10 protein-coding genes and 1 CRISPR repeat array are annotated in these 24,469 nt (G+C 42.2%); of the genes, 5 read left to right on the top strand and 5 right to left on the bottom strand.

All coding sequences use genetic code 11. From position 1 onward, the window contains the following. From CV014_RS23550 to CV014_RS23535, 4 genes are all read right to left on the bottom strand, one after another. A partial coding sequence (locus tag CV014_RS23550; RefSeq protein WP_236144241.1) for a CARDB domain-containing protein occupies positions 1–5,975 on the bottom strand: 5,975 nt, incomplete at its 3' end. Continuing rightward, a complete protein-coding gene (locus CV014_RS23545; protein WP_236144240.1) occupies positions 5,891–12,124 on the bottom strand; it encodes a CARDB domain-containing protein in 6,234 nt (2,077 codons plus the stop codon). The genes CV014_RS23545 and CV014_RS23550, both read right to left, overlap by 85 nt. A gap of 920 nt (positions 12,125–13,044) precedes the next feature. Then, on the bottom strand, positions 13,045–13,785 hold the full coding sequence (locus CV014_RS23540) for a hypothetical protein (protein WP_236144239.1): 741 nt from the start codon (positions 13,783–13,785) through the stop codon (positions 13,045–13,047). Positions 13,786–14,293: 508 nt separating this feature from the next. Further along, positions 14,294–14,665, bottom strand: coding sequence for a hypothetical protein (locus tag CV014_RS23535; RefSeq protein WP_236144238.1), 372 nt, complete (start codon positions 14,663–14,665; stop codon positions 14,294–14,296). 376 nt (positions 14,666–15,041) lie between these two features. On the opposite strand from CV014_RS23535, the gene CV014_RS23530 reads away from it, so the two are divergent. The 4 genes from CV014_RS23530 (at position 15,042) to CV014_RS30230 (ending at position 20,956) form a co-directional block, all read left to right on the top strand. Then, entirely contained in the window at positions 15,042–16,352 is a 1,311-nt protein-coding gene (locus CV014_RS23530; protein ID WP_236144237.1) for a CmpA/NrtA family ABC transporter substrate-binding protein, read from the top strand. 110 nt (positions 16,353–16,462) lie between these two features. Further along, positions 16,463–19,480: a cation-translocating P-type ATPase gene (locus CV014_RS23525; RefSeq protein ID WP_236144236.1), complete on the top strand. Its 3,018-nt coding sequence runs from the start codon at positions 16,463–16,465 to the stop codon at positions 19,478–19,480. 125 nt (positions 19,481–19,605) lie between these two features. Then, positions 19,606–20,790: a methionine adenosyltransferase gene (gene metK, locus CV014_RS23520; protein WP_236144235.1), complete on the top strand. Its 1,185-nt coding sequence runs from the start codon at positions 19,606–19,608 to the stop codon at positions 20,788–20,790. A 40-nt stretch (positions 20,791–20,830) separates the two neighbouring features. Then, complete coding sequence (locus CV014_RS30230) at positions 20,831–20,956, top strand: hypothetical protein (protein ID WP_268964876.1); 126 nt, start codon at positions 20,831–20,833, stop codon at positions 20,954–20,956. A gap of 494 nt (positions 20,957–21,450) precedes the next feature. Further along, positions 21,451–22,729: direct repeats of the CRISPR family, unit length 37 nt; unit sequence GTTAAACACCACCTCTTCCCCGCAAGGGGACGGAAAC. 219 nt (positions 22,730–22,948) lie between these two features. Here the strand turns inward: CV014_RS30230 and CV014_RS23515 are convergent. Further along, on the bottom strand, positions 22,949–24,004 hold the full coding sequence (locus CV014_RS23515; protein WP_236144234.1) for a hemerythrin domain-containing protein: 1,056 nt from the start codon (positions 24,002–24,004) through the stop codon (positions 22,949–22,951). 265 nt (positions 24,005–24,269) lie between these two features. Between CV014_RS23515 and CV014_RS23510 the strand changes: the two genes are divergently transcribed. After that, positions 24,270–24,469, top strand: a 200-nt coding sequence (locus CV014_RS23510) for an LmeA family phospholipid-binding protein (protein ID WP_236144233.1), incomplete at its 3' end; no start/stop codon positions are given.

Raw genomic sequence — 24,469 nt, 5'->3', positions numbered from 1 at the left:
TCACCGATAGCAGTTGTGCCGCCTGCTATTCGTGTAGTGGCATCGGCATTTGTGGGTACAGCTTCTTGATTACCTGCGTTGTCAGTAGCAACAGCGTAGAAAGCATAGGTACTACCAGGTTGTCCTATATAAGTTGCTTCAGTCAGGGTTGTATTTTCTAACCAAGAAGTGAATTCACCTCCATTTTCGGAAACATAGATGGTGAAACCTGCCAAAGCAGAGCCGTTGCTCTCATCGCTACCAGACCAGCGTACTAGAAACTCTGGGGTTTCGCTAATCTCAGGCAAGGATGCCACGCTACTAGTTGGGATACCAACATCAATGGTGTTGAAAATCGGTGGTGTGTCGATGGGTGCTTCTGTATCAAAAACAATTTGGGCAGCAGCATCAATTACATCACCTGTCTCGATTGCTCGTTTGGTGCGGACGGTATAACTAACAAAACCTTCGCCTGCACCATCGGCATTATTGACTGGCAAGAAACCTGCCTGGGCATCGAGGGGGGCTTCACCAGTAGCAGGGTCAACACTGGCAATCCGCCAAGTAGCTAATCCGGTGATCACGTCAATAGCAACAGAGACATCGACGTAGATGCCGTAGTCTTCAGTTAAGTCGATGCGATCGCTAAAGAAAGGCCGATTTCCTGGCAATTCAAAGCGCAGATTGCCCCAGCCAAAGTCATCAACGCGGAAGGTGCGGAAGTCGAGGTCTGGATCAAGTTGCTGTGTGATTACCACTACTTGAGCTGGGGCGGAAGCATCAGCCGCGTTTTCAAAGCGGATTGTGTAGGGCAAAGCAGCTTGAGCATTGATCCAATTTTCTGCCCCAAATCCTTTTGGACCGAGTATGTCGTTAGGGTCTCTGGGAACGACAACTGGGGGATCATAATCGTCATCATCATCACAATCAGGATCGCCTTCTTTACACTCACAACATTCTTCAGGCGGTGTTGGTAAGGTGAAACTAGATGGTGTAAAGGTGGCTGAATCGCCGTTGACATTCAGAGTCCCGCTTGATTGAATAGCTGCTTGTTCTGGATTAAAGGCGATCGCTGTTGACCAGCCATTGTCATAAATGCTATAGAAGACCGTGGCATTAACTCTTTCAAGATTGGAGTCAGTATCTTCACTCCAATAAACTACCGTTTTGCCATTGATTTGACCAATGGTGGCTTTGTCGATAATTTCGCCTGTGACAATTGTTTGGGCTGTACTCCAACTCGTACCATCCCAGAAACTTGCCTTCAAGTTTTCCATGTCAGCTATGATGTGACTCCAAACCAACAGCACTTGACCATTAGCACCCAGTCCCAAGGTGGGAGTTTCGTCGGGACCGACGGCGGGATTAATTGCCACAGGACTAGACCAAGCATTGTTCGTATAAACAGAGTAAACAACATCTGTTTCTGTAATTGCAGCTACATACTCTGCTTCCGTAGAATTGGGAGTAATATTGCTGCCATCTGCCATTGACCAGACAACTAGAGGATTGCCATTACCATCGAAGGTAATCACGGGATTGTTACTGAGATTTAAACTGTCTGGGATTTGGACTGGGGCGTTCCACTGAGTGCCATTTAAGGTAGAAACGAAAATTGCACTACCTTTTTGTGCGCTGGTGGGATCGAACTCCTTCGCCCAAGCCATCATCATTTCGCCGTTGGGGCCTGTGGCGATGGATGGCGGTTCATCAGCATACAAATCACTAGCGACATTGGCTAATACACTGGCGTTATTATCATCAAAGTAAGTGTTGCCTGTGCCTACGAAGGAAGCGGGATCGTAAAGGAACTCTATACTTACATCGGCTGGGAGTCCGCTATCATCAGTTCCATCAGCGAAAGGCAGTAAATCAGTTGAGTTGGGACCCAATAAAGTCGGAGTGTAAACATAGCGGAAGAGGAAACCGGAGGGAGTACGAAAATCAATGCCTAGTTGTCCGTAAACTTCTTTGAGGCTGGGATTTGGCAAAATATCGCCTTTAGCACCGACATTACCGTAAGCTTTGGCTTCATATTTGAGGAGTTTGGCTTTACCGTAGAGTCCAACCCGTGCATCATAAGTGATTGCTCCTGTGTCCGGCCAACGATATTCTATTGGCGGTGCGGAAGGTTTTGTCCATTGGACATTGCCACCCAATTGTACTAAGACACTGACTCCTAAATTAGCTTCAAATATGCCCAGTTGCCTCAAAGCTACGAGAAGGAGTGTCGCTGGTAAACCAATGGCAGGATTGGGAATGCGAGATACTAATTCTTCTATTTGCATCTCGTAGTCAGCACCAATGCCGACATTAAACCCTAAAGAAGCTTTCTTAAATTCGTAGTAACAATTATCTTCTGTGCCTTTAGCTGTCCACTCGCCTTTGTAGTAAAGTTGTCCTTGCGCTTTAGTTTTTTTGGCAAACCGACTAGAAAATTCAATTTGAGCTGTGCCATCTGCTTGCAGTCTCAATTCACAAGCAACATCATAACTGCCGTTAGCTCTTAACTCAGTCTTAAATTGGGCTAATTTTTGCAGGAATGCCCATTTTGGTGTACCGTCAAATTTCCATCCCAGAGAGAAGGTTTGCGCGCCGGGACTAGCATCTAAGGTAGTCAGCAAATCCTCTAGGCTTAATGGCGATGTCCAGCTTAAGGATTGAGAGTCAACGTCAAATAGGTTGTAGTAGAGGTCGGTATCATCCTGAATACTGTCGTCAGATTTTTGGTAAACAACTAATCCCTGACCTTGATTGGTAACGACTACAGTGGGTCGAGAATCAGCGATCGCATCATTGGTAATGGCTACAGGTTCAGACCATTGGTAGCCGCCTGCTTGTTGCGGACGTGCGATCGCATAGTAAATTTCTGATTGATTGAGATCATCTCCATTCGACCAACTCACAATTAAGCCTGAGCCAGAACCATCGATGAGATTATTCGCTGCCTGCACGCTAAAATCTTTACTATTTGCTCCAGGAATTGGGGCAGCATCAATCCAGTTTGTACCGTCAAAATAAGCGTGCCAAATTTCTCCATTGCGGGACCAGAACAGGTGCGGAGTTCCTGAACTATCTGTAATAAATGATGGTTTGGTGTCTTGTGCTGTCTCCGGCTGTATCTGTTCTTGCAGCGCGTAAACTTGGACACCGCCTAAATCAGTGGATGGATTGATGGTATAAATCGGCGCACTTTCATCTGCGACTCCATCTTGATTATTATCAAAGGCGATATTGTTGGTATCGGCAAACAAATCTGTAGCAATTGCTAGCTGATACTCACCTGGGTCTAAGCCATTAATACTAAAGTTACCCTGAGCATCGGTAACCGTTGAGCCACCGAGAATCAATTCGCCATTTACCAGTTGATAGGCTGCTATCTGAACTCCTGTGAAAGCTTCACCTGTAGCTGAATTCAATAGTTGACCTGAGAAAATCGATGTCGGTAATATATTCGGATTATCTTGATACAGTCGGCTAAATAACTCTTGGACATCTTGAATGGGTTCGCCAGATGGGGAATAACGAAGTGATAGTTGATTGATGAATTGGACATAGTCACCCCAGGTTTCCCCAATGCGTGGCTGGATTCTGGTGAAGAAAGTATTCCACTGCGCCAAAGAAATATCTTCAGGACGAGCGGAATTTCTGACTAAATCCCAATCAGCTGCTTCTAAACTATTAGCTGCGATCGCTCTAACATTAAAGTTAATCGGATTGGTCGAGCTTTGGAAGTAAACGGGAATGTTGCCTAATTCGCCTGGATGTAAACTATTGGTAAATCCTTCGCTAGTGCCAAGTAGTTGCAGTACCCCAGAGTTGCTGAAATCGTCAAGACTTAATCCTACAGGGGTATTTGTGGCACTTTCTAGCAAGATTAAAGGTGCAATGCTATCTGCACCACCATTATTACCGTAGTTAATGTTAAACAGATAGTTGCGACCGGGACGAACTGAGTCTGGTCCATCGATCTGCACGTTGATGTTATCTGCATTATCGGCAATTACTGTCAGTGAGTCATTGAGTATGACTGTTTGGTTATTGCCTTTAGTGGCTTGCAGATCGTAGAGTCCCAGGAGTTGCTCATCGAGATTGAAGGTGACGTAAGCACGACTAGAATTTTCTAGGAGGAATTGACGTGCTGCTATGGAATTGCCTGCTGCATCAATTAAGTTAAAAACTGTGTCTTGACTAAACTGCGCTCCTTGAATGTCTAAGGTAACTAAGCCTGTATTACCTACCTGATTATTTTTAATCGCTGTGATCGAGAAGGGAATCTCTTCGGCAGTGATTGTATATGCTGGTGAACCTGTAACTGTATCACCGTAAGCTAAGACGTAATAAGTTCCTGTTTGCTCAATCGGGATGATAATTTCGGGATCAGTGGTGAAAGGTTCTGGGGTTGTCAAGTCAAATTGACCCCGATTAGGCATCACTCCACGCTGGACATAAAGTTCGTTAAAACTCTGATTATCTTGACTATCCAAACGGAGGCGAATTGTTTGCCCGGCTGTAGCATTGAAGCGATAGTAAATCGATTGCCCTTGGGAAAGGGTAGCAGTGTCTGCGACTCCCAAGGTCAGAACTTCTGCGTCGATTGTTATTTGATTAGCAGAAACACCAGTGTTATTGGTTTGATTAACTTCAGGTACTTGGTTGCGGATGTCACTCCGCACAATCGCATAGTAGTTCCCCGGTGTGATTCCTGGAAGGGTGGCTTGTAAAACGCCACTGTAGCTAGCGCCACCATCCACATCACCAGTATGGAAGACTTGCCCCACTAAGGTATCGCCGATATCCCATTGGGTATCAGCAGAGATATAAACTGCATCATACCAACTGCCGATCGCTGCATCAGTACCTTGGTTGGTGATGGTGTAACTGATATTGATGGCTTCACCAGGAATGCCATTAGCAGGTACGGTTATATTAGTGACAATTAAATCTGAGGGTGGTGGCAGAATGACTTCCAGTGAGAAGGCATCAAAGCCAATGTTATTGGTTTCGCCACTGCGCTCGTAAATCTGATTACTGCTATCAGTGACCGCAAATACATAGAAGCGTCCCGTTAAACCTCGCGGTAAGTTAAAGGATGTGGTTTTGGTATAGGATGCTCCGCTACCCAAACTATTGTGAGCTGTGTAACCCAGAAAGATATCGCTGTTACGGTCAAATATTTGGTCGCGGGAGAGGTAAAAGCCATCATACCAACTGCCAGTGGTGGCTGCACCGTTGTTAGTTACAGTCCAAGTGAGATTGAAGAGTTGTCCGGTGATCGCACTGGCGGGTGCATCCACTGACTGGATGACAAAATCGGGTACAGGGCTAAGGTTAATTGTGGTGGCTGTGGTCGCAGCCAGATAATTGTTATTTTCTCCTGCACCTTCGACCACGAGGTTATCGCTATCCGCCTGGACGATGACGTAATATGTCCCATTCAGGTCTATGGGCAGGTTAAAGGTTCTCAAGCCAGTATACTCGCCTGCGGCATTTAAGGACCCGGAGTGGAAGACTGCTCCTAGTGAAATGTCGTTACCACTCAGTGTGGAGTCAGTAGATAAATAGACTTGATCGTACCAGTAATTACTATTAGTACCACCCAAGCCAAAGTTCTTAACTGTCCAATTAATGGTAATTGTCGTCCCCGATTGGGCAGTGGTAGGTGCGGTAATTTGGGTAACTGTTAAGTCGGGGGTTTGGCGGTTAATGGTCAGGGGTAATACTGTACCAGCGTTATTATTTTCGTTGCTGGCTTCATAAACTCTGTTAGCGGCATCTGTGACGACGTAGAGTTGGTAATCTCCGACTAAATTAAAGGGTATTGTGACTAACTCGTCACGGCTATAAGTTTCCCCTGGATTTAAAATTCCTGTGCGGTTAAATTCACCCAAGGTGATATCGTCTGCATCACCTAAGATAGCGTCAGTTGATACCAGTATTCGATCTGTCCAAGTGGTGACGATGCTATCGCCGATGCCTTGGTTTTCACCGTCCATTGCAGGCGTAGAGTTTTACCTGCTTCTGTAGTTGTGGGTGCGGTAGTACTTGTGACCACTAAATCAGATGGACGGGAGACTATTTGCACCTGATTGTTACTACTGAGAGTATTGTTGTTGTTATTCAGTTCAAAGACTTGATCGCCGCTATCGGTGGTGACAAAGACGTAATAGTTTCCTGTGAGTGTGTTGCTGAGGGTAAAGTTGGCTGTGCCGTTATACCCTTGGTCGGGTTCTAAAATTCCGTAGTGGTCGATACTCCCTAAACGAATGTCGGTGGTGGTGTTGAGCTGATTGTCTAGGGAGAGATAGAAGGTATCTGTCCAAAAAGAGGTGTTAGCGGGTGTTTCAGTAGCTCCAAAATTGGTGACACGGTAATTAATAATTAAATTGCCACCGGCACGGGCATTATTGGGTAGGATAATCGATTCGACTTCTAAATCTGGTGGGGGTGTCAGGGTGATATTTGTGGCGATCGCATCATAACCAGCGTTGTTGCCTTCAAAGGCATTTTCGTAAACTTGGTTGTAATGGTCGGTACGGACAAAGAAGTAATAATTCCCACTTACACCAATGGGTAAATTAACTGTAGCTGAAGCATTGTAGCTGCTATCGGCATTCAGACTGCCATTGTGTAAGACTTCACCCAGAAAGCGATCGCTGGCATCTAAGGTTTCATCAAGAGACATGAAGATGCGATCGTACCAAGTATTTTCTAAGGTGCGTCCTGTCCCCTCATTGGTGACTGTCCAGCTTAAGGTGACTGGTTGTCCAGAAAATGCTCCCGATGGTGCATTGACCGTTGTCACCTGTAAATCTGGTGGTGGTGTCAAGTTGACATCTGTCGGCCCCCCTGCACGGAAATTATCGCCTTCGTTACCAACTTCGGTGACGCTGTTGTAAGCATCTGTCTGGACAAGGAAGTAATAGTTGCTATCAATGCCACGGGGCAGAGTCACGGTCAAACTGTTGGTGTAGCTATCACCGACATTTAGGTAACTGGGATTAGTTGTTTGCCCTAAATAGGTGTCAGTATCATCAAAGGTTTGATCGAGAGATAAATATACTCTGTCATACCAAATGGGTGCATTAGTTGCGCCAGTATCCACATTGGTGACAGTCCATTGGACTACAGTATCTTGACTAGAGAAAGCGGTGGCTGGTGCAGTAACGCTGCTGACTTGTAAGTTAGGAACTGGGGACAGGCGAATTTGTAGGGTTTGCTCGTCGGTGGTGGTGTTCGACTCGTTTTGAGTTCCTTCTGGGATATTGCCGTAGTTATCCGTGGTGACGACGACTTTGTAATCTCCTGTTAGCGCCAAAGGTAAATTCAAGGATTGCGATCGCTCTAAGGATGCTCCGGCGGCAATGCTACCAGTAAAGCTAAAGTAACCTAAGTCTCTAATAAATGCCCCATTACTGCTATTCACTAAATAAAGTCGATCCCACCAAGTTCCTTCTGCTGTGGCTGCACCTTGGTTGGTGACTGTCCAAGTAATATCTATGGATTGTCCTGATAAAGACTCTACTGGGGCAATAATATTACTGACTACTAAATCGGGGGCATTGAGACTAATGGCGACAGTGCGAGTATTGTTGGTGTTGTTTGTCTCTCCCTGCTGTTGTGAACCGTCGGCGACGAAGATGAGATAACGGTTGCCTGTGGCAACATTTGGTAGGTTAATGTTGCGGGTAATGGTGTAGCTACCGTTGGCTGCTAACGGTGTTTGGGTAGAAATAAGTTCTTGGGTAACATAGGTATCGCTGTTGGCATCAAAAACTTGATCGTTAGACAGGTAAATATAGTCATACCAGTCGGCTGATGCTGAAGTTGTACCTTGGTTTTGGACTGTCCAAGAAACTTCTATACTCTTACCCAATGTGCCGGTTGTAGGTGCAGAGGCATTGGAGACGATTAAATCAGGCGCACTTAAGTTAATCCCAACAACACGGACATTATTATTTTCGTTGGTTTCCCCTTGATAATTATCCCGGTCTGCAACAAAGAGTAAAAACTGATTACCGGGGGTAAAATTAGGTAAGGCGACGTTTTTACTAATGGTATAGCTTGCACCCACTGCTAAGGGTGTTTGGGTAGAGATGTATTCTGAGGTGACTTGAACATCGCTACCGTCTAGGGTTTCATTACTGGAGAGATAAACGCGATCGAACCAGTCTCTGGTGGCTGTACCTGTGCCTTGGTTGGTGACTGTCCAGGTTAATTCTACAGTTTCCCCTAAAACTGCGGCTGTGGGGGCATTTGTGGATGTAACTTGTAGATCGGCGGCAGAAATATTGATTGCAACAGCCCGGACGTTATTATTTTCGTCCGTTTCTCCTTGATTGTTATAGTTATCTGCTCTAAAGAGTAAATAGCGATCGCCTGTAGCTGTGGTGGGCAGGGTAACATTGGTAGTACGGGTGTAAGTTGCACCTGCTGCTAAAGGAGTCGAAGCACCTGCCCAAACTTCCGTCAGATAAGTATCGTCACCATTACCAAAAATTTGATCTGTGGAAATGACGATTCGATCCCACCAATCTGCATTGGCTGCTACCGTTCCCTGATTCGTGACATCCCAAGTAATACTCAAGGTTGCACCGACTGTCACTGATTCTGGTGCTGAGGCGTTACTGACAATTAAATCCGGTGCATTGACACGGAAGGCGACGGCGCGATCGTTATTATTATTGTTGGTTTCTCCTTGGATGTTATTCCCATTAGCCCGGAAAATCAGATATCCATTACCAACAAACCCTAATTGATTTGGTAGAGTGATAGTCTGAGTTTGGGTATAGCTACCCCCTGCGGCTACAGGTGTTTGAGACGCGGCGGAGATTGTAGTAATCAGAGTGTCAGAAAAATCATAAGTGTCATTACTTGACCAGTAAATATAATCACTCCAATCAGCAGGAGCCGCTACATTTCCTTGATTAGTTACTGTCCAAGAAACACTAACCGTTGAGCCTAATACACCTGATTGTGGTACATTTGCTTGGGAGACAATTAAATCTGGTGTGCCGATAGTGATTTGAATGGCGCGATCATTATTACTGTTATTGGTTTCTCCTTGATTGCCTGAACCATCAGCACGGAATATCAGGTAATAATTGCCGGCTGTGACATTGGGTAAGGTGATACTCCTGTTAATGGTGTAACTTCCATCTGCTGCTAATGGTGTTTGAGTAGAGATGGATTGCGATGTGATGAAGGTATCATTAAAGCTATAGGTTGCATCAGTAGAAAGATAGATATAGTCAAACCAATCCGCAGGTGCAGCCACAGTTCCCTGGTTTCTCACAGTCCAGGAGACATCAATTGCTCCGTTGACTACTCCTGTACTCGGCGCGTTTGCTTGTGAGACGATTAAATCCGGCGCACTTAAATTAATGGGAACAACGTAGGTATTATCTGTTTCGTTTGTTTCCCCTTGATAGTTGTTGTTGAAATAATCATAGTAATCTGCGACGAATATGAGGTAGCGATCGCCAAGGGCAACATTATTAGGGATGATAATATTGCGGGTATCGGTATAACTTGTTCCAGAGGCAAGGGGACTTCTAGCGCTTTGATAGAAAGAGTCGATTCTTTGGTCTCCAATATCTAAGACTTGATCATTGGAAACATAAACTGAATCATACCAATCGGCGTTAGCCGGGACTGAACCATTGTTGAGAATTGTCCAAGTAACTGAAACTGATTCTCCTAAAATAGCAGCACTAGGAGCAGTAGCATTAGAAATAGTTAAATTAGGAGCAGCAATATCAATGGCACGGACAGAAACATTATCGTTTTCGTTTGTTTCTCCTTGATAGTTATAGTTATCTGTTTTTAATAATAAATATCCGCTTCCTATCGGTTTACCTGGTAAATTTATAGTCTGATTTACCGTATATGTTTCGTTTGCTTCTAGTGGCAATCCATAGGCACTATATATATATGGCTCAGTAATATAGATATCATCACCATCGCCGAAAATTTGGTTTTTCGAGAATACTAATCTATCAAACCAATAAGTACTTCCTGTAGTTATTGAACCGTCATTTCTAACTGTCCAAGAGACATTAATACTTTGTCCCGCTACGGCTGTAATGGGTGATGTGAAATTGGTAACAACTAAATTAGGGGCAGCAATATCAATGGCGTGAACATAAACATTGTCGTTTTCGTTTGTCTCCGATTGATATTCATAGCCATCTGCTTTAAATAACAAATAGCCTGTACCTATTGCTTCCCCTGATAAATTGAAGGTTTTGTTGATTGTATAAGTTTCATTGGCTTCTAATGGTAAACCATCAGCAGTAGAAACATACTCGTCAATTAAATAAATATCATCACTATCACCAAAAATTTGGTTTTTCGAGAATAATACTAGGTCATACCAGTAAGAACTTCCTGTAGTTACTGAACCGTCATTTTTAACTGTCCAAGTAAGATTAATACTTTGTCCGGCTACAGCAGTTGTGGGTGCTGTGACATTCGTAATGGTTAAATTTGGTGCAGCAACATTAATTGCTTGCACATAAACATTATCAGTCTCGTCGGTTTCTCCTTGATAGTTATAGTTATCTGTTTTATAAAGTAAATATCCACTTCCTGCTGCTTCTGTTGGTAATATAAAGGTACTGTTCACCGTATAGGTTTCATTCACATCTAAGGGCAAACCGTACTGGCTGTATATATACTGTTCATTCAGATAAATATCATCGCTATCACCAAAAACTTGGTTTCGTGAAAAAACTACCCTATCAAACCAATAAGAAATTCCTGTAGTTGCAGTACCATTATTGGTCACAGTCCAAGATAAATCAATGCTTTGTCCTACTGCGGCTGTCGTGGGTATTGGGGTAACATTGGTGATGACTAAATTAGGTGCATCTCCTCCAAGCACAATAGGAACGCTATAAACATTATCAGTTTCATTGTCTTCTGATTCATCGTTATAGTTATCTGTGACAAAAAGTAAATAACGACTCCCCAATCCCAGATAATTAGGAATCGTTAAATCTATTGTTTGAGTATAGTTTGACCCTGGAATTAAATTATAAAGGTAATAGTTATTAGTCAGAAAAACATCAGTTTCTCCATCTAACGTTGTATCTTCAGATAAATAGACCGCATCATACCATCCTTCTAAAGTGTCATAATTACCATTGTTTTCCACTGTCCAAGATACAGAAATAGTATCACCAAGTTCAGGGTTAGAATTAGAGACAGAAGCATTACTGATGGTTAAATTGGATAGTCCCAATGTTTCCCAAATGAATGCGTAAGTATTTCCAGTTTCTGAAGGAACCCATTGCAGATAATAAGTGCCATCGCTCGGTAAGGTAGTATTAAACTCCTGCACATAAGGACTATTTTGTAGTGATTCTAAGGAGTTAATTAAATTTCCTGCTGCATCATAAATATTTAGCGTTACAGGGTTTTCGGAATTACCAATTTCATAGGTAATTCTCAACCGTTCTTCCCCTGGATTCACTGCTATTTGATACCAATCTTCATCGGTCAAGAGAAGATCAGTAAAATAATTTCTGGCTTGGCTACTGATATTTGTAGCAGTTTCTAGTGTATCGTTATCTTCAAATTCATCAGTTATACTACTAATGGTCTGTGTCTCCCATAATAGATCGTAAGTATTACTAATCTGGTTAGTATTGGGATCGCTAAAGGGAGAATTAATTTTTAAATAATAGTCTCCTGGTGCAAGAATTGTTTTAATTTCTCGCCGATAATTATCTATATTACCAAATCGATAAGCGGCAGAGGAAACAAATGTACCATCTGGTTTATAAACTTCTAAATCGATGTAGCGAGAGTTAATGGGAAAGGTAACAAAAGCAGAGAAGTATGGGGCTGAAGCATCGATGGTGACTTTATACCAATCTTCATCCCCTGCATAGGAAATGCCTGCACCCTCAATACTACTTAATAAAACACCAGCCGATGCAGTTAAATCATAAGCAGTTGCTAAAGTATCATTTTCTTCATAACTATCATCGGAGGATGATTCTAAAAGCAGATTTTGGTTGATGGTGTAAGTATTAGTCATCTTCTGTTTAAGTTGCTTTAGTTGGGATGTTGTTGGAGAAGGGTTAAATAGTAGTTGCGATCGCTGCTCAAAAACTGATAATAGTAGATTCAAAGTCACGGGTATATTGACTTAAGAAACTGCCATTGGCGTAAGCACAGTAATAATGGCTGTTCGGTTAAAATTTTTTGCATTTATGATAGTATCTAGTGCTTGATTTTCTAAAGCTTTGCTTAATTTTTATCGTTTATAAATTTTGTAGTCCTAAATTAATTTTGTAATAAAGGTTTTGGGTCTGCATTATTTTTGAATGATAAATTTAGCTAAAATCAACATAATAGACACTTATAAAGTAAACAGTGGCTTTATCTGGTTAAAAATCAATTAAAAATCAATTAGAAATTGAATCTAAATTCAACAAAAATTAGTTGTAAACCAACCTATTCAAAGCGAAGTTTTATTTTACTCGATTGGCAATTAGTAAAATAATCATCAAGCCTTGAATTTATGTTGGGTTTTTTAATTAACGCGGATGCAACCAGGCTTTTAACCTGAGATTAAAAGCAAGTCGTAGTGAGTAATGTGTTTAATGTCAATAAAAACTAGCGTAGGGGAACAATAAATACGGCACTGCATCTACAAATATTTCTCAAAAAGAAAACTTGTGTTTTGTGGGAGTATGACTACGCAATAAGAATTACTTTTACATGATTTTGTAAAAGTATTGTTCATACATTACTGTTATCGCCTTTGCAAGCTAATTTATTTTGATTTAGCCGAGTATATTCACAACCATTGCAATAATACAATGATTGCATCAGTACAATCAATACATAAAATCATAAAAATAATTTATATTAAAAAATGTAGCCTGATTAACTTCACTGACAAGAAATCTGTAGTTTAAAATCTCGCGTTTTTGAATTGATTTATTGCAATGGGGGTATCGATTGTTTTAGCTCTGGTTCAATACCCCAATGGAAAAAAGGGCTATTTTAAAATAACCCTTGACCAACACTGATCAAAAATTGGATTTGAAATTATTCAGCGATCGCTGTGGGAAACTGGAGTGGCTCGGTTGTTGCTACATTAATGGCATAGCTTTGAGTATCCAAAAACTTTTTATTGACAAGTTCTTTGAGTGTTTCCACATCAGTTTGCCATTTGTCAATCACTGCATCAATAGCTGCTAACCGTGCTGCTGGTTCTTCTTGGTTAATTGCACGATTGAAGTTTGCCGAAAATAAAATTGCTGGCTTGGTAGTTTGGTCTGGATACTGTAATTGCGCTTCATTAATATCCAGATATAGCCGTGTTTCATCCAATGTATACACTAACCGCACAGAAGCTTCCGCAGGTGCAGAACCAAAATCTTGCCACAGGCCAGCCTGGAGGAGTTTACTAAAGGTGTAATTGCGTGAGCCGAAGTTTTTTAGCTCGTAAGGTGCAATTCCTCGTAGGTTAATTCCCACGCCCTGATAGTTGACTTGTTTGACTGTCTGAATGTACTTATGTGCGATCGCCCCGACTTGGACATCACTTGCTTCCTTATTGGCGATCGCTTCTGCAAAAATCACTCTATTAACTTCTGCAACTATGCTCACACCGTTTTGGTAAACAACCTGCGCCGCAGTATTAGTTAAAACTGGTGGTCTAGCTAATTCCCAATCGCTAGGGACAATCCCTGTGTATTTGAGGAAGTCTGCGGTCACAATACTGGGGTTTTGCTGTTTAACGGTGATTGCTATTAACAGTTCTTGAACTTGAAAATCTTGAATCATATCTGATTTATATCCGCAAAAATAAAATGTTACGTGGTTTTACGCCTTATGATACGAGAATACACTTATACAGCTATCTTAAGAAATAAATTTTCAATAAAGATTGTGTAAAAACTGATGGTTATACTGAAACTTGTGATTATTATCGGAAAATCTGAGGTTTAGCAACTATTACGTCGGGTTCAGTCTCACCAGCAACTCCAAAACCTTCTGCACCGATTCCCTCAGATCAATGGGATATACCCGATTCACCTTCCCCAAAAATTCCAAAAACCTCTGTACTGATTTCTCCAGCCCACTCAAATACACTCGATTGATGCGATCTGCGAAGCCAGGCGTTCCGCCATCGCAGATCACCCGCATCTGTTCACACTCAGCAGACAGATAGTTGTAGGACTTCCGATGCTTCAGAATCAATCGTCAATTCTCCATCCCACACTCTCACTGTGTAACTGAAGTCATGAACAACAACCACTATGCACTAACAGATACCCTTGTACCAACGTTTTTAGTTGAGCCTACAGCTGGCAGTAAGTTCTACATTTAAGAAAGTTCCTGAACGGGGTGTAATTGAACGCAACTGCTGAACAAAAGCTTTAAATTTAGCATCAGTTATCCCAAAGCCAGCTTCAGCACAAGCAGATAAACCTCCTTCGATGGGAATAGGAGAACCAGTCCTGGGACTATAAACAATGAATTTATCGACAGTGCCAGTACCCACCGCAAACCCAATAACTTGGCGAACTGTTCGCAAAGCAACATCATCTAATGCACCACCGATACTGCCAATACTGATATTCACAGCACGACTTTCAGCCAATGCTGGCGCACCCATCGACAATATTGTCCCGACCATAACCACACAAGTAAGCTTATTCATTTTCTTTATCTCCAAAAAATTGAAAAACTAATGTAGAGGTTTCGTGAGTTGGCAAGATTTGTGATTTTTTTGTCTCATATCCCGATAGAGATTATGGAGAGCAATATCTATTACCAAATGCATCATGAACCTATGCAATTTTTGCATCAGTAGCATCAAGTTTAGTACATAGAGGATCAAATCCTGGCAATTTGACCCGAACCTCTTTAGGTAGTATTGAATCAGGTACCCAAATCATTCATGCAGCATCCCGTAGGGAAGATTGTGGTCAAAGCTTGTACCCAGAATGAACTCAAAATTCTTTCCATTCTTCCTAAGTGAATTTTGCATTTTGAATCCAAAAAGTCACAATCCCGTTTGTTAGTTCCAGATTTCTATGAAAAAGTTTTCTAGACGCAAATTTCTCGTCAGTACGGGTGCAGCTGTACTATTAACTCAAACTACTAACCATCACCCCACATCCAGTGACACTTTTACCAAGTTAAATCTAGGAGCGTATGCTGGTGAGAGTGATACTCCTGAAGTAACAAAAGCCACACTAGGCTTTGTCCCCGTTACCAGCTGTTGTCCTCTAATTATTGCCAAAGCAAAGGGCTTCTTTGCTAAATATGGTATGCCTGATGTCCAGGTCAAAAAACAGCCTTCTTGGGCTGTTCAAAGGGACAAACTAATGTTGGGTTCAGATGATGATGGGTTGGATGGTTCTCATTTACTTTTTAATCAGGCATATCTAATTACCACAGGCGAGATTAGCTATCAGCGCAAAATACCGATGTATATCTTGGCTCGCTTAAATGTCAATGGACAAGGGATTTCCATTGCCAATGCTCATAAGAATTTAAACCTTGGTCTGGATAGCTCTGCTCTCAAGCGAGTATTTGACCAGAAGATTATGACTGGGGAAACCGTGCGTTGTGCTGTTCCTTTCCCTAGATGTACAGGTGACTTTTTCATGCGTTGGTGGCTTGCTTATGGAGGTATCGATCCACAAAAAGATATAACATTAGTCACAATGCCACCACCCCAAATGGTGGCTAATATGCGAGCAGGTAGTATGGATGCCTTCTCTTGTGTAGATCCTTGGCATCACCGACTGATCAAACTGGGGTTTGGATATTCCAGTGTCACTACTGGCGAATTGTGGAACAATCATCCCGAAAAAGCACTGGTTGTGCGCGCTAATTGGGTAGATAAGCATCCCAAAGCGGCTAGAGCCATGCTCGCAGCAGTGATGGAAGCGCAGATGTGGTGCGATCTCCCCGAAAATAAAGAGGAAATGTTGCAGATTTTGTCCGAGCGACAGTGGATGGGAATCAAAATCGATTTTATGCGCGATCGCTTATTGGGTAAGTTTGATTATGGTAATGGGCGGGTAGTAGAAAACAGTCCCCATCGAATGAAATTCTGGACTGACAGTGCTTCCTATCCTTACAAAAGTCATGATTTGTGGTTTCTAACTGAAGATATGCGCTGGGGACATCGTTCTCCAGACTTTGATACCAAATCTTTGATTGATGCTGTCAATCGTGAGGATTTGTGGCGGGACACTGCAAAATTCATTGGACAGGAAAAAGCCATTCCCGCCAGTACATCCAGAGGTGTAGAAAAATTTTTTAACGGATTGGAATTCGATCCTGAAAATCCCCAAGCTTATTTAAATGCTCCTAAAATCAGGAATTTAGCGTAATTCTTGATGGAAACAACTCAAACGCGTGTATAAAGAAAGAAAGTTAATTAATCAATTAAGTATATACTTAATAAAGGCAGTTACCAGAGTTTAGGGAGTCGTGAATTGCCGTGATTAAAGCTATACACACCAAAGTTAAAGGAAGAGCCAGATATAAAATCACAGATCTGCATAAGTCACCAGAGTTAAAGATATATTTAGAACAGCAATTAGTCAAAAATTCTGTAATATTACAAGCTCACGCCAATATATTGACAAGTAATTTATTGGTTATATTTCAACGAGGTTATCATTATCAGCAAATACAAGAATTAATTGCAAAAATCATTAAAAACTTTCTAGATAATCAACCAAAAATTGATTTTAAAAGCATTATTCAATCTCCGCATAAAATTACTAAATCAGATAGCAATATCCAAGAACAAAAAGTAGAAAACTGGCATTTAATGCCGACTACTAAAGTTCTCCAGACCTTCAGAACCTCCCCAGAATCAGGACTATCTAGTGCATCTGCTGCTGAGAATTTGAGTAAATATGGTGCAAATGTTTTAGCAGAAACAGAATTGCGGTCTAATTTGAGCATCATTTTGCAACAGTTTCAATCTTTACCTGTGGCTTTGTTGGGTGTGGCGGCGGGAGTCTCGATTTTTACAGGGGGATTGGTTGATGCTGTGGTGATTTTGGGTGTGGTGGGTTTAAATGCCATCATTGGTTATGTGACAGAAAGTCAGTCAGAAAGAATTATTAATTCCCTCAAACATCATCAGCAAACATCGGCTTGGGTATTAAGAGACAGTCAGCCGCAAGAAATACCCATTGAAGATGTAGTGGTGGGAGATATTTTAATTCTCAAACCAGGGAATTATGTAGCGGCGGACTCTCGATTGCTGACTACTGATAGCTTGAGTATTGATGAATCGGCTTTGACTGGTGAGAGTATCCCCGTTAATAAAGATACAGCCTATTTAATGGGTGAGGATGTACCATTAGGCGATCGCATCAACATGGCCTACAAAGGTACTTATATCACCAGTGGTCAAGGATTGGCGGCGGTGGTGGCGACTGGCCAATATACAGAAATGGGCAAAATTCAACAGTTAGTAGGAGAAGCCCAAGCCACGGAAACCCCTTTAGCTAGACAACTCGATGAAGTCGGCGGACAACTGGTGTTAATTAGTATGGGGATTTGTGGACTCGTCTTTGGGATGGGTGTCTGGCGGGGATACGGTTTAGTACAGATGCTGAAATCATCCATTTCTCTTGCTGTAGCGGCTGTTCCCGAAGGTTTACCCACCATTGCTACCACCACCTTAGCTTTAGGTATCCTAGAGATGCGGAAAAATAAAGTTTTGGTGCGGAGTTTGGCGGCGGTTGAGGCTTTAGGTTCTGTGCAAACAATTTGCATGGATAAAACCGGCACAATCACCGAAAACAAAATGTCTGTGGTAGAAATTCACGCCAATTCCCGCCAAATTCAAGTGACAGACGGGGATTTTGTGGATGGTGCAGACCAAATTAACCCCTATGCTGACGATGAACTATTAAAGTTGATTCACGTATCGGTTTTATGTAACGAAAGTGAAGTCAGCAAATCAATCGATGGTGAATATACGGTTACAGGTTCAGCCACAGAAAACGCTCTAATTTACATGGCTATTGCGGCGGGAGTTGATGCGATCGCCCTCAAAGAAAAGTATCCTCTGCTACAAACTAATTTGCGCTCAGAAAACCGTAATCTGATGAGTACCATTCACCAGACTCATAATCAACACAAGTTTGTGGCGGTGAAAGGTAGCCCTGTAGAAGTGGCACAGCTATGTCAATATCAAGTCAAAGATGGTCAACTTTTACCTATAGACGACGAAGCCAGACAGAAAATCGAAATTGAAAACGATCGCATGGCTGGGAAAGCATTACGAGTATTGGGCATAGCCTACAGCCATCTAGATGAATACCACAACGGTAACGGCAACGGCAACAACCATGAATCTAACCTGACTTGGCTAGGTTTAGTAGGGATGGCAGATCCCATCAGAAAAGGTGCAAAAGCCTTAATTGCAGACTTCCATCAAGCCGGAATCGATACTGTGATGATTACTGGTGATCAAAGTCCTACAGCCTATGCGATCGCTAAAGAATTAGAATTAAATCGTGACCCCCAACTAGAAATTCTCGACTCCACCAACATTAATAACCTCACCCCCGAAGCCTTAACCGCCCTCAGCGATAAAGTAGACGTATTTGCCAGAATTAGTCCCAGCAATAAACTGCAAATTGTCCAAGCCTTGCAAGGTGCAGGAAAAGTTGTAGCGATGACAGGGGACGGAATTAACGACGCACCAGCTTTAAAAGCAGCCCAAGTAGGTGTAGCAATGGGTAAAGGCGGTACAGATGTAGCGCGTGAAGTTGCAGATATCGTTTTAGAAGACGATAGACTCGAAACCATGATTATCGCCGTCAGTCGGGGAAGAACAATTTACAACAACATTCGTAAATCTGTCCATTTCCTTTTGTCTACCAACCTCAGCGAAATTATGGTGATGACTACCGCCACAGCCGTAGGAATTGGTGAACCCCTAAACGCCATACAATTGCTGTGGTTAAACTTAGTCACAGACATTTTCCCTGGATTATCCTTAGCTTTAGAAGCACCAGAACCGGAAGTATTAAACCAACCACCCCGCAACCCCGACGAACCCATCATTAAAAATTCCGACTTAGGGCGAATTGCGTTTGAGTCAGCCATCATCTCTGCCAGCACCCTCGCCGCCTATGGTTACAGCCTCGCCAGATATGGAATCTCACCCCAAGCAAGTACCATCGCCTTTATGAGTTTGACATCAGCCCAACTCCTACATACAATCAGCAGCCGTTCCGAAACCCACAGCATTTTCAGCAAAGGAAAATTACCCACCAATCCTTATTTAAATGTTGCCATTGCAGGCTCATTCGGCATTCAAATTTTAGCGATCGCCATTCCCCCACTAAGAAATCTGTTGAGAATCACCCCGATTAGCTTAGTGGATAGTGCCGTCATCGGTGCTAGTGCCGTACTGCCTTTATTAGTAAATGAAAGCACAAAAGGAGCTAAAGAACTGGCAACTCAGAGAAATATACTATCACGTTGATGGCAGGGGGGCAGGGGGCAGGGAGCAGGGGGAAAGGTAGACAAGGTAGAATTTCTGATCCAATGCCCCATTCCCAATGCCCAATGCCCCATTCCCCATTCCCAATTCCCAAAAGCAGGTGAATTATGAAAAAAGATTTCATGTTTACGTCAGAATCAGTGACCGAGGGGCATCCTGATAAACTGTGTGATCAAATTAGCGATGCGATCGTAGATCGTTTTTTACAACAAGACCCTTATTCTAGAGTCATTACAGAATGCGCTGTGGCTACAGGAATTGTGTTTTTGGCTGCTAGATTTGAACCAAATGCAAATGTGGATTTTACCAACATAGCCAGACAAGTTATTGATCAAGTCGGCTATACCCACAAAGAATTTAACGGTAAAACCTGTAGTGTTTTGACGAGTTTAACTGAATTACCGCCTGACCAATATCACTTATTTGATGAACATAAATTATCAGATGAGGAGATAGAAAAAATTACTGTCACTAACCAAGCGACAGTATTTGGTTTTGCTTGCAATCAAACACCAACACTCATGCCTTTACCTATATGGTTAGCCCATAAACTAGCCAGGAAAATGACTGAAGTGAGAAATAAAAATATCTTAGACTATCTCACTCCTGATGGTAAAACTCAAGTGGGAGTCGAATATAAAAATCGTCGTCCCTATAGAATTCATAGTATTACAGTTATTGCCAGTCAAAATAAACGTAGTAAACCTGATATTCAACAATTACGAGATGATATTCGAGAAAATGTCATTGTGCCGGTTTTTGAACATGAAGATATTAAACCCGATGTAAACACCAGAATTTTTATTAACCCCGACGGCGCATTTATCACTGGTGGCCCGGCGGTACATTCTGGTTTAACAGGTAGAAAAAACGCCATAGATACCTATGGTGAGTATTCTAAACATAGCGGTTCTGCATTAAGTGGTAAAGACCCCATTAGAATCGATAGAGTGGGAGCTTATGCGGCGCGTTATGCTGCTAAAAATGTGGTGGCGGCGAATTTAGCTGATGAATGTGAAGTACAACTGAGTTATTCTATCGGGCTTTCTCGTCCTGTGAGTGTGCAAGTAGAAACTTTTGGTACTGGTAAGATATCTGATGATGAAATTACGACTTTATTAGAACAGTATTTTGATTTTCGGTTAGCAGGTATTCTGAAACAGTTTAATTTAAGACATTTACCGTCTTTGATGAAAGGTGGATTTTATCGCAAGTTAGCAGCTTATGGTCATGTAGGTAGAGATGATCTAGATTTACCTTGGGAGAAGGTTGATAAGGTTCAGTTTTTTTAGGGGATTGGGGGACTGGGGACTGGGGACTGGGGACTAGGGATTGGGGATTGGGGATTGGGGACAAGGTGGACAAGGTAGAATTTATTTCTCAACTCAGCATCGGCTAAGGGACTTCCAGATCAAAAAATATCCAAACTGTAGGGTGCGTCAGTGCAAGAAAACCTAACTATACCAAGAGGTTATTCATACTGACGCACCCTACTAAGCTGTTTATTTGGGATAATTTATTTTTTGGTGTTCCCTAAACACCCTGCTACCACTAACAGCAACTCATGACTCACTACTCAGCACTCAGCACTCAGCACTGCGGATTATTGACTTTTGTAAAGTTCGTTGTGTGGTTTTTTGTCGGGGTTTACTGGCTGGAGTTGATGATTTTAATAGTGTTTAGCAGTTTGTAACGGAATGTAAAGTTAGCTGTAAGTTTGTCGCGCGGATTTATAAGAAGTAAGGATGAGTAAACTTGTGTAAATAAAAGAAAAGTTTATTTTTTCGCCTTGACTCCTGGAAGTTTTTCGTTTAAATTTTTTCTAAAGCTAATTTTTAACGAAAAAAGCTTTGGTAATTTTGTACTGACGCTGTAGGTCACACCTGTATCTCCGTACCTCGGCGCAACTGAACCTTGAAAACTAAATATATCAATAGTTTCCACATGGTAGGGTTAAACACCACCTCTTCCCCGCAAGGGGACGGAAACATTAGTTATGTTAGCTGAATTAGTTATACTTATAACTAACTTGTTAAACACCACCTCTTCCCCGCAAGGGGACGGAAACTAAAGTACCTTCACTCCAGTAACCTTGAGGAAAGGTTAAACACCACCTCTTCCCCGCAAGGGGACGGAAACGTTACTTGAATACCTTCTTTTCCTTCTGCTTGAAGTTAAACACCACCTCTTCCCCGCAAGGGGACGGAAACATAAAGAGCGTACTAAAACAAAGGGGAGACTACTTTGGTTAAACACCACCTCTTCCCCGCAAGGGGACGGAAACTTTCCCACCAAACTGGAAATCTCTTCAGCAGAAAACTTCCATGTTAAACACCACCTCTTCCCCGCAAGGGGACGGAAACTTGAAACATTAGAGCCATAGCTTGAGCTACTTTAGACATGATGTTAAACACCACCTCTTCCCCGCAAGGGGACGGAAACTTAATGTCCCCATGAGCAAATCCTTCTTTATGGAGTTCCTTAGTTAAACACCACCTCTTCCCCGCAAGGGGACGGAAACTTATTTAAAGTTTTACCTTGCCTGTATTCGATATTGTAATAGTTAAACACCACCTCTTCCCCGCAAGGGGACGGAAACGTGTCGGGGTCAATGAATGTAGGTATCGGTTCGACGATAGTGATAATAGTTAAACACCACCTCTTCCCCGCAAGGGGACGGAAACGTGATAACGCGTATTCAACTGCATCATCGCGTTCGTCGTTAAACACCACCTCTTCCCCGCAAGGAGACGGAAACTTTCTCTTTTACTGGATAAAGGTTCAGAGGACTTAAAAATTCGCGCTGTTAAACACCACCTCTTCCCCGCAAGGGGACGGAAACTTATCTTCATCTACTAAATGAATAAAATAATTTTTATAATTGTTAAACACCACCTCTTCCCCGCAAGGGGACGGAAACCAATAACATACCTGAGTCGGGAATATAACGAATGACTTGTTAAACACCACCTCTTCCCCGCAAGGGGACGGAAACTTAACCATCGACGCTGTAGTTTTGCTGACAACGTTACCTCGGTCGTGTTAAACACAACCTCTTCCCCGCAAGGGGACGGAAACTAGTAACCTCCAGTGTAGGCATAAACAATCTCAGCGTAAGTTAAACACCACTTCTTCCCCGCAAGGGGATGGAAACACGTACCCAGCTTCTACGCATCCTTCCCAAGCTTCCTCTAGTTAAACACTACCTTTTCCCCGCAAGGGGACTTACTACTGCACCCAATCGATTTTGATAGATTGCGGATGTTCAGATACCCAACTTTTTTAAAAAAGTCGGGTATCTATGACACGTAATAATTTGTGTGGCGGACTAATACCGTGTAAAGACAACCTTGAAAATTCCGCCTTCAAAGTGGTTTTGTCCACCTAGCTCTTGTCACCATAATTCGTAATTAATTACGAATTAGTAATTAGGACACTAGCACGAATGTATTAAACACCTGCACGGCTGGTTTGACCACCTAATCTTTCTTGAATTTTGGCTTTAGCAGCTTTAAATTGTGTCGCTAACTGCTCACTTTGGTCAGAACTGAGGTTGTTACGAATAGCTGCAAACATGGTGTTTTCTTCTTGACGAACGTGATCCATCACGATGTCTGCTAACTGTCTAACTCTATCTTTAAATTCCGAGCTAGAGGGACTCAGAGCTTTGATTTGCTCTAACATCCGCTTCATTTCTGCTTGCTCATCATACAGTTCTTGAGTATCGCTTTCACCGTAGAAGGAACGGACTCTGGGATATACAACTTCTTCTTCAGCTTCAGCGTGAGCAGTTAAATCCTTGTAAATTTGCCCAAAATACTCTTGAATCTTTTGAGGGTCATTGCTTTGTTGGATTTCGGTGAACAGGATATTAACTTTGTTGTGGTCTAAACGTAAGACATCCTGGATATTCATATCCTGTTTGTCAGAACCTTGGGTAACAGCACTACCCACAGCACCGGTTAAAGCCGCCATCGCATCTTGGACGCGTCCCCAAATACCTTGATCAACTTCTTGTCCGGTGAGTTCACGCACTCCTAGAATTTCTAAAACACCTTTGAGTTGTTCTTGGTGAGCGCGGTTTTCAAAGTTAACGGTGTTCAGAGGCCCAATTGCAGCCATGACATCCGCACCAACTTTTTGCGCTGCTTTGTGAATTAGTAAACCACTCATGACTTGTTGGTGTTTCAACAATTCGTGTTGGAATACTTTTTCGTAGAAGCTTAATTTAGAGCCTTGCATTAATTGGCGCAGCTTGTCTACCATTTCGCTAACTGTGTTGCGTGGCTCTTGTTGGATACCATACTGCACATTTACAGTTTCTAGAATCCCCAAATTTTTGCGATCGTCATCTAGCATAGTACGGAAGCGATCGCTGATTTCGTTATCAGTAGATTCTCTCAAAAATAATTGCTCATTATCGATGAGCAATTGTTGAATTAATTTCATATCTGCCAATTTAGCAGCTATAGCATTACGTTTTGTATCATCTAAAGTTGATACCATTGTGAGTTCTCCTCAAAGGTTATTCGTATGATTACTAATCTCAAATTGACACATTTAAATCTGGTATTCCTCTTTCTTTTGAACTATTAGCTTCATAACTCAAGGTAGAAATCAATGTTGGAATTTCTACACTGTTAAATTTCCACTAACAGATATATAGTTATTTATGATTTTGTCTGTCGCTAGATAGATAAAATCTGCATATTTATTAACTAAATTGTCTCAAGGATAGAACAAAGCCATTTAAAACGGAGCTTCATTGATAATGGTAGAGGGTTCTGGAATAGGAGAACAGGCTTTAAATAAAGCGGCAGAAATTGGTTTATCTAGCCAATTAGATGAAGTAGAAAATTTAGATGTAAATATTAAAACTGACCCCTTAAAGCTCATACAAGGCGAGGTAGAATCTGTCAATATTGCAGGTGAAGGTTTAGTCATGCAAAAAGACCTGCGGATGGAGGTCAT

The organism is Nostoc sp. CMAA1605, from assembly GCF_021596505.1.
Classification (GTDB): Bacteria; Cyanobacteriota; Cyanobacteriia; order Cyanobacteriales; family Nostocaceae; genus Trichormus.
The sequence above is the reverse complement of the archived record's forward strand: the minus strand, read 5'-3'. Positions and strand labels throughout refer to the sequence as shown.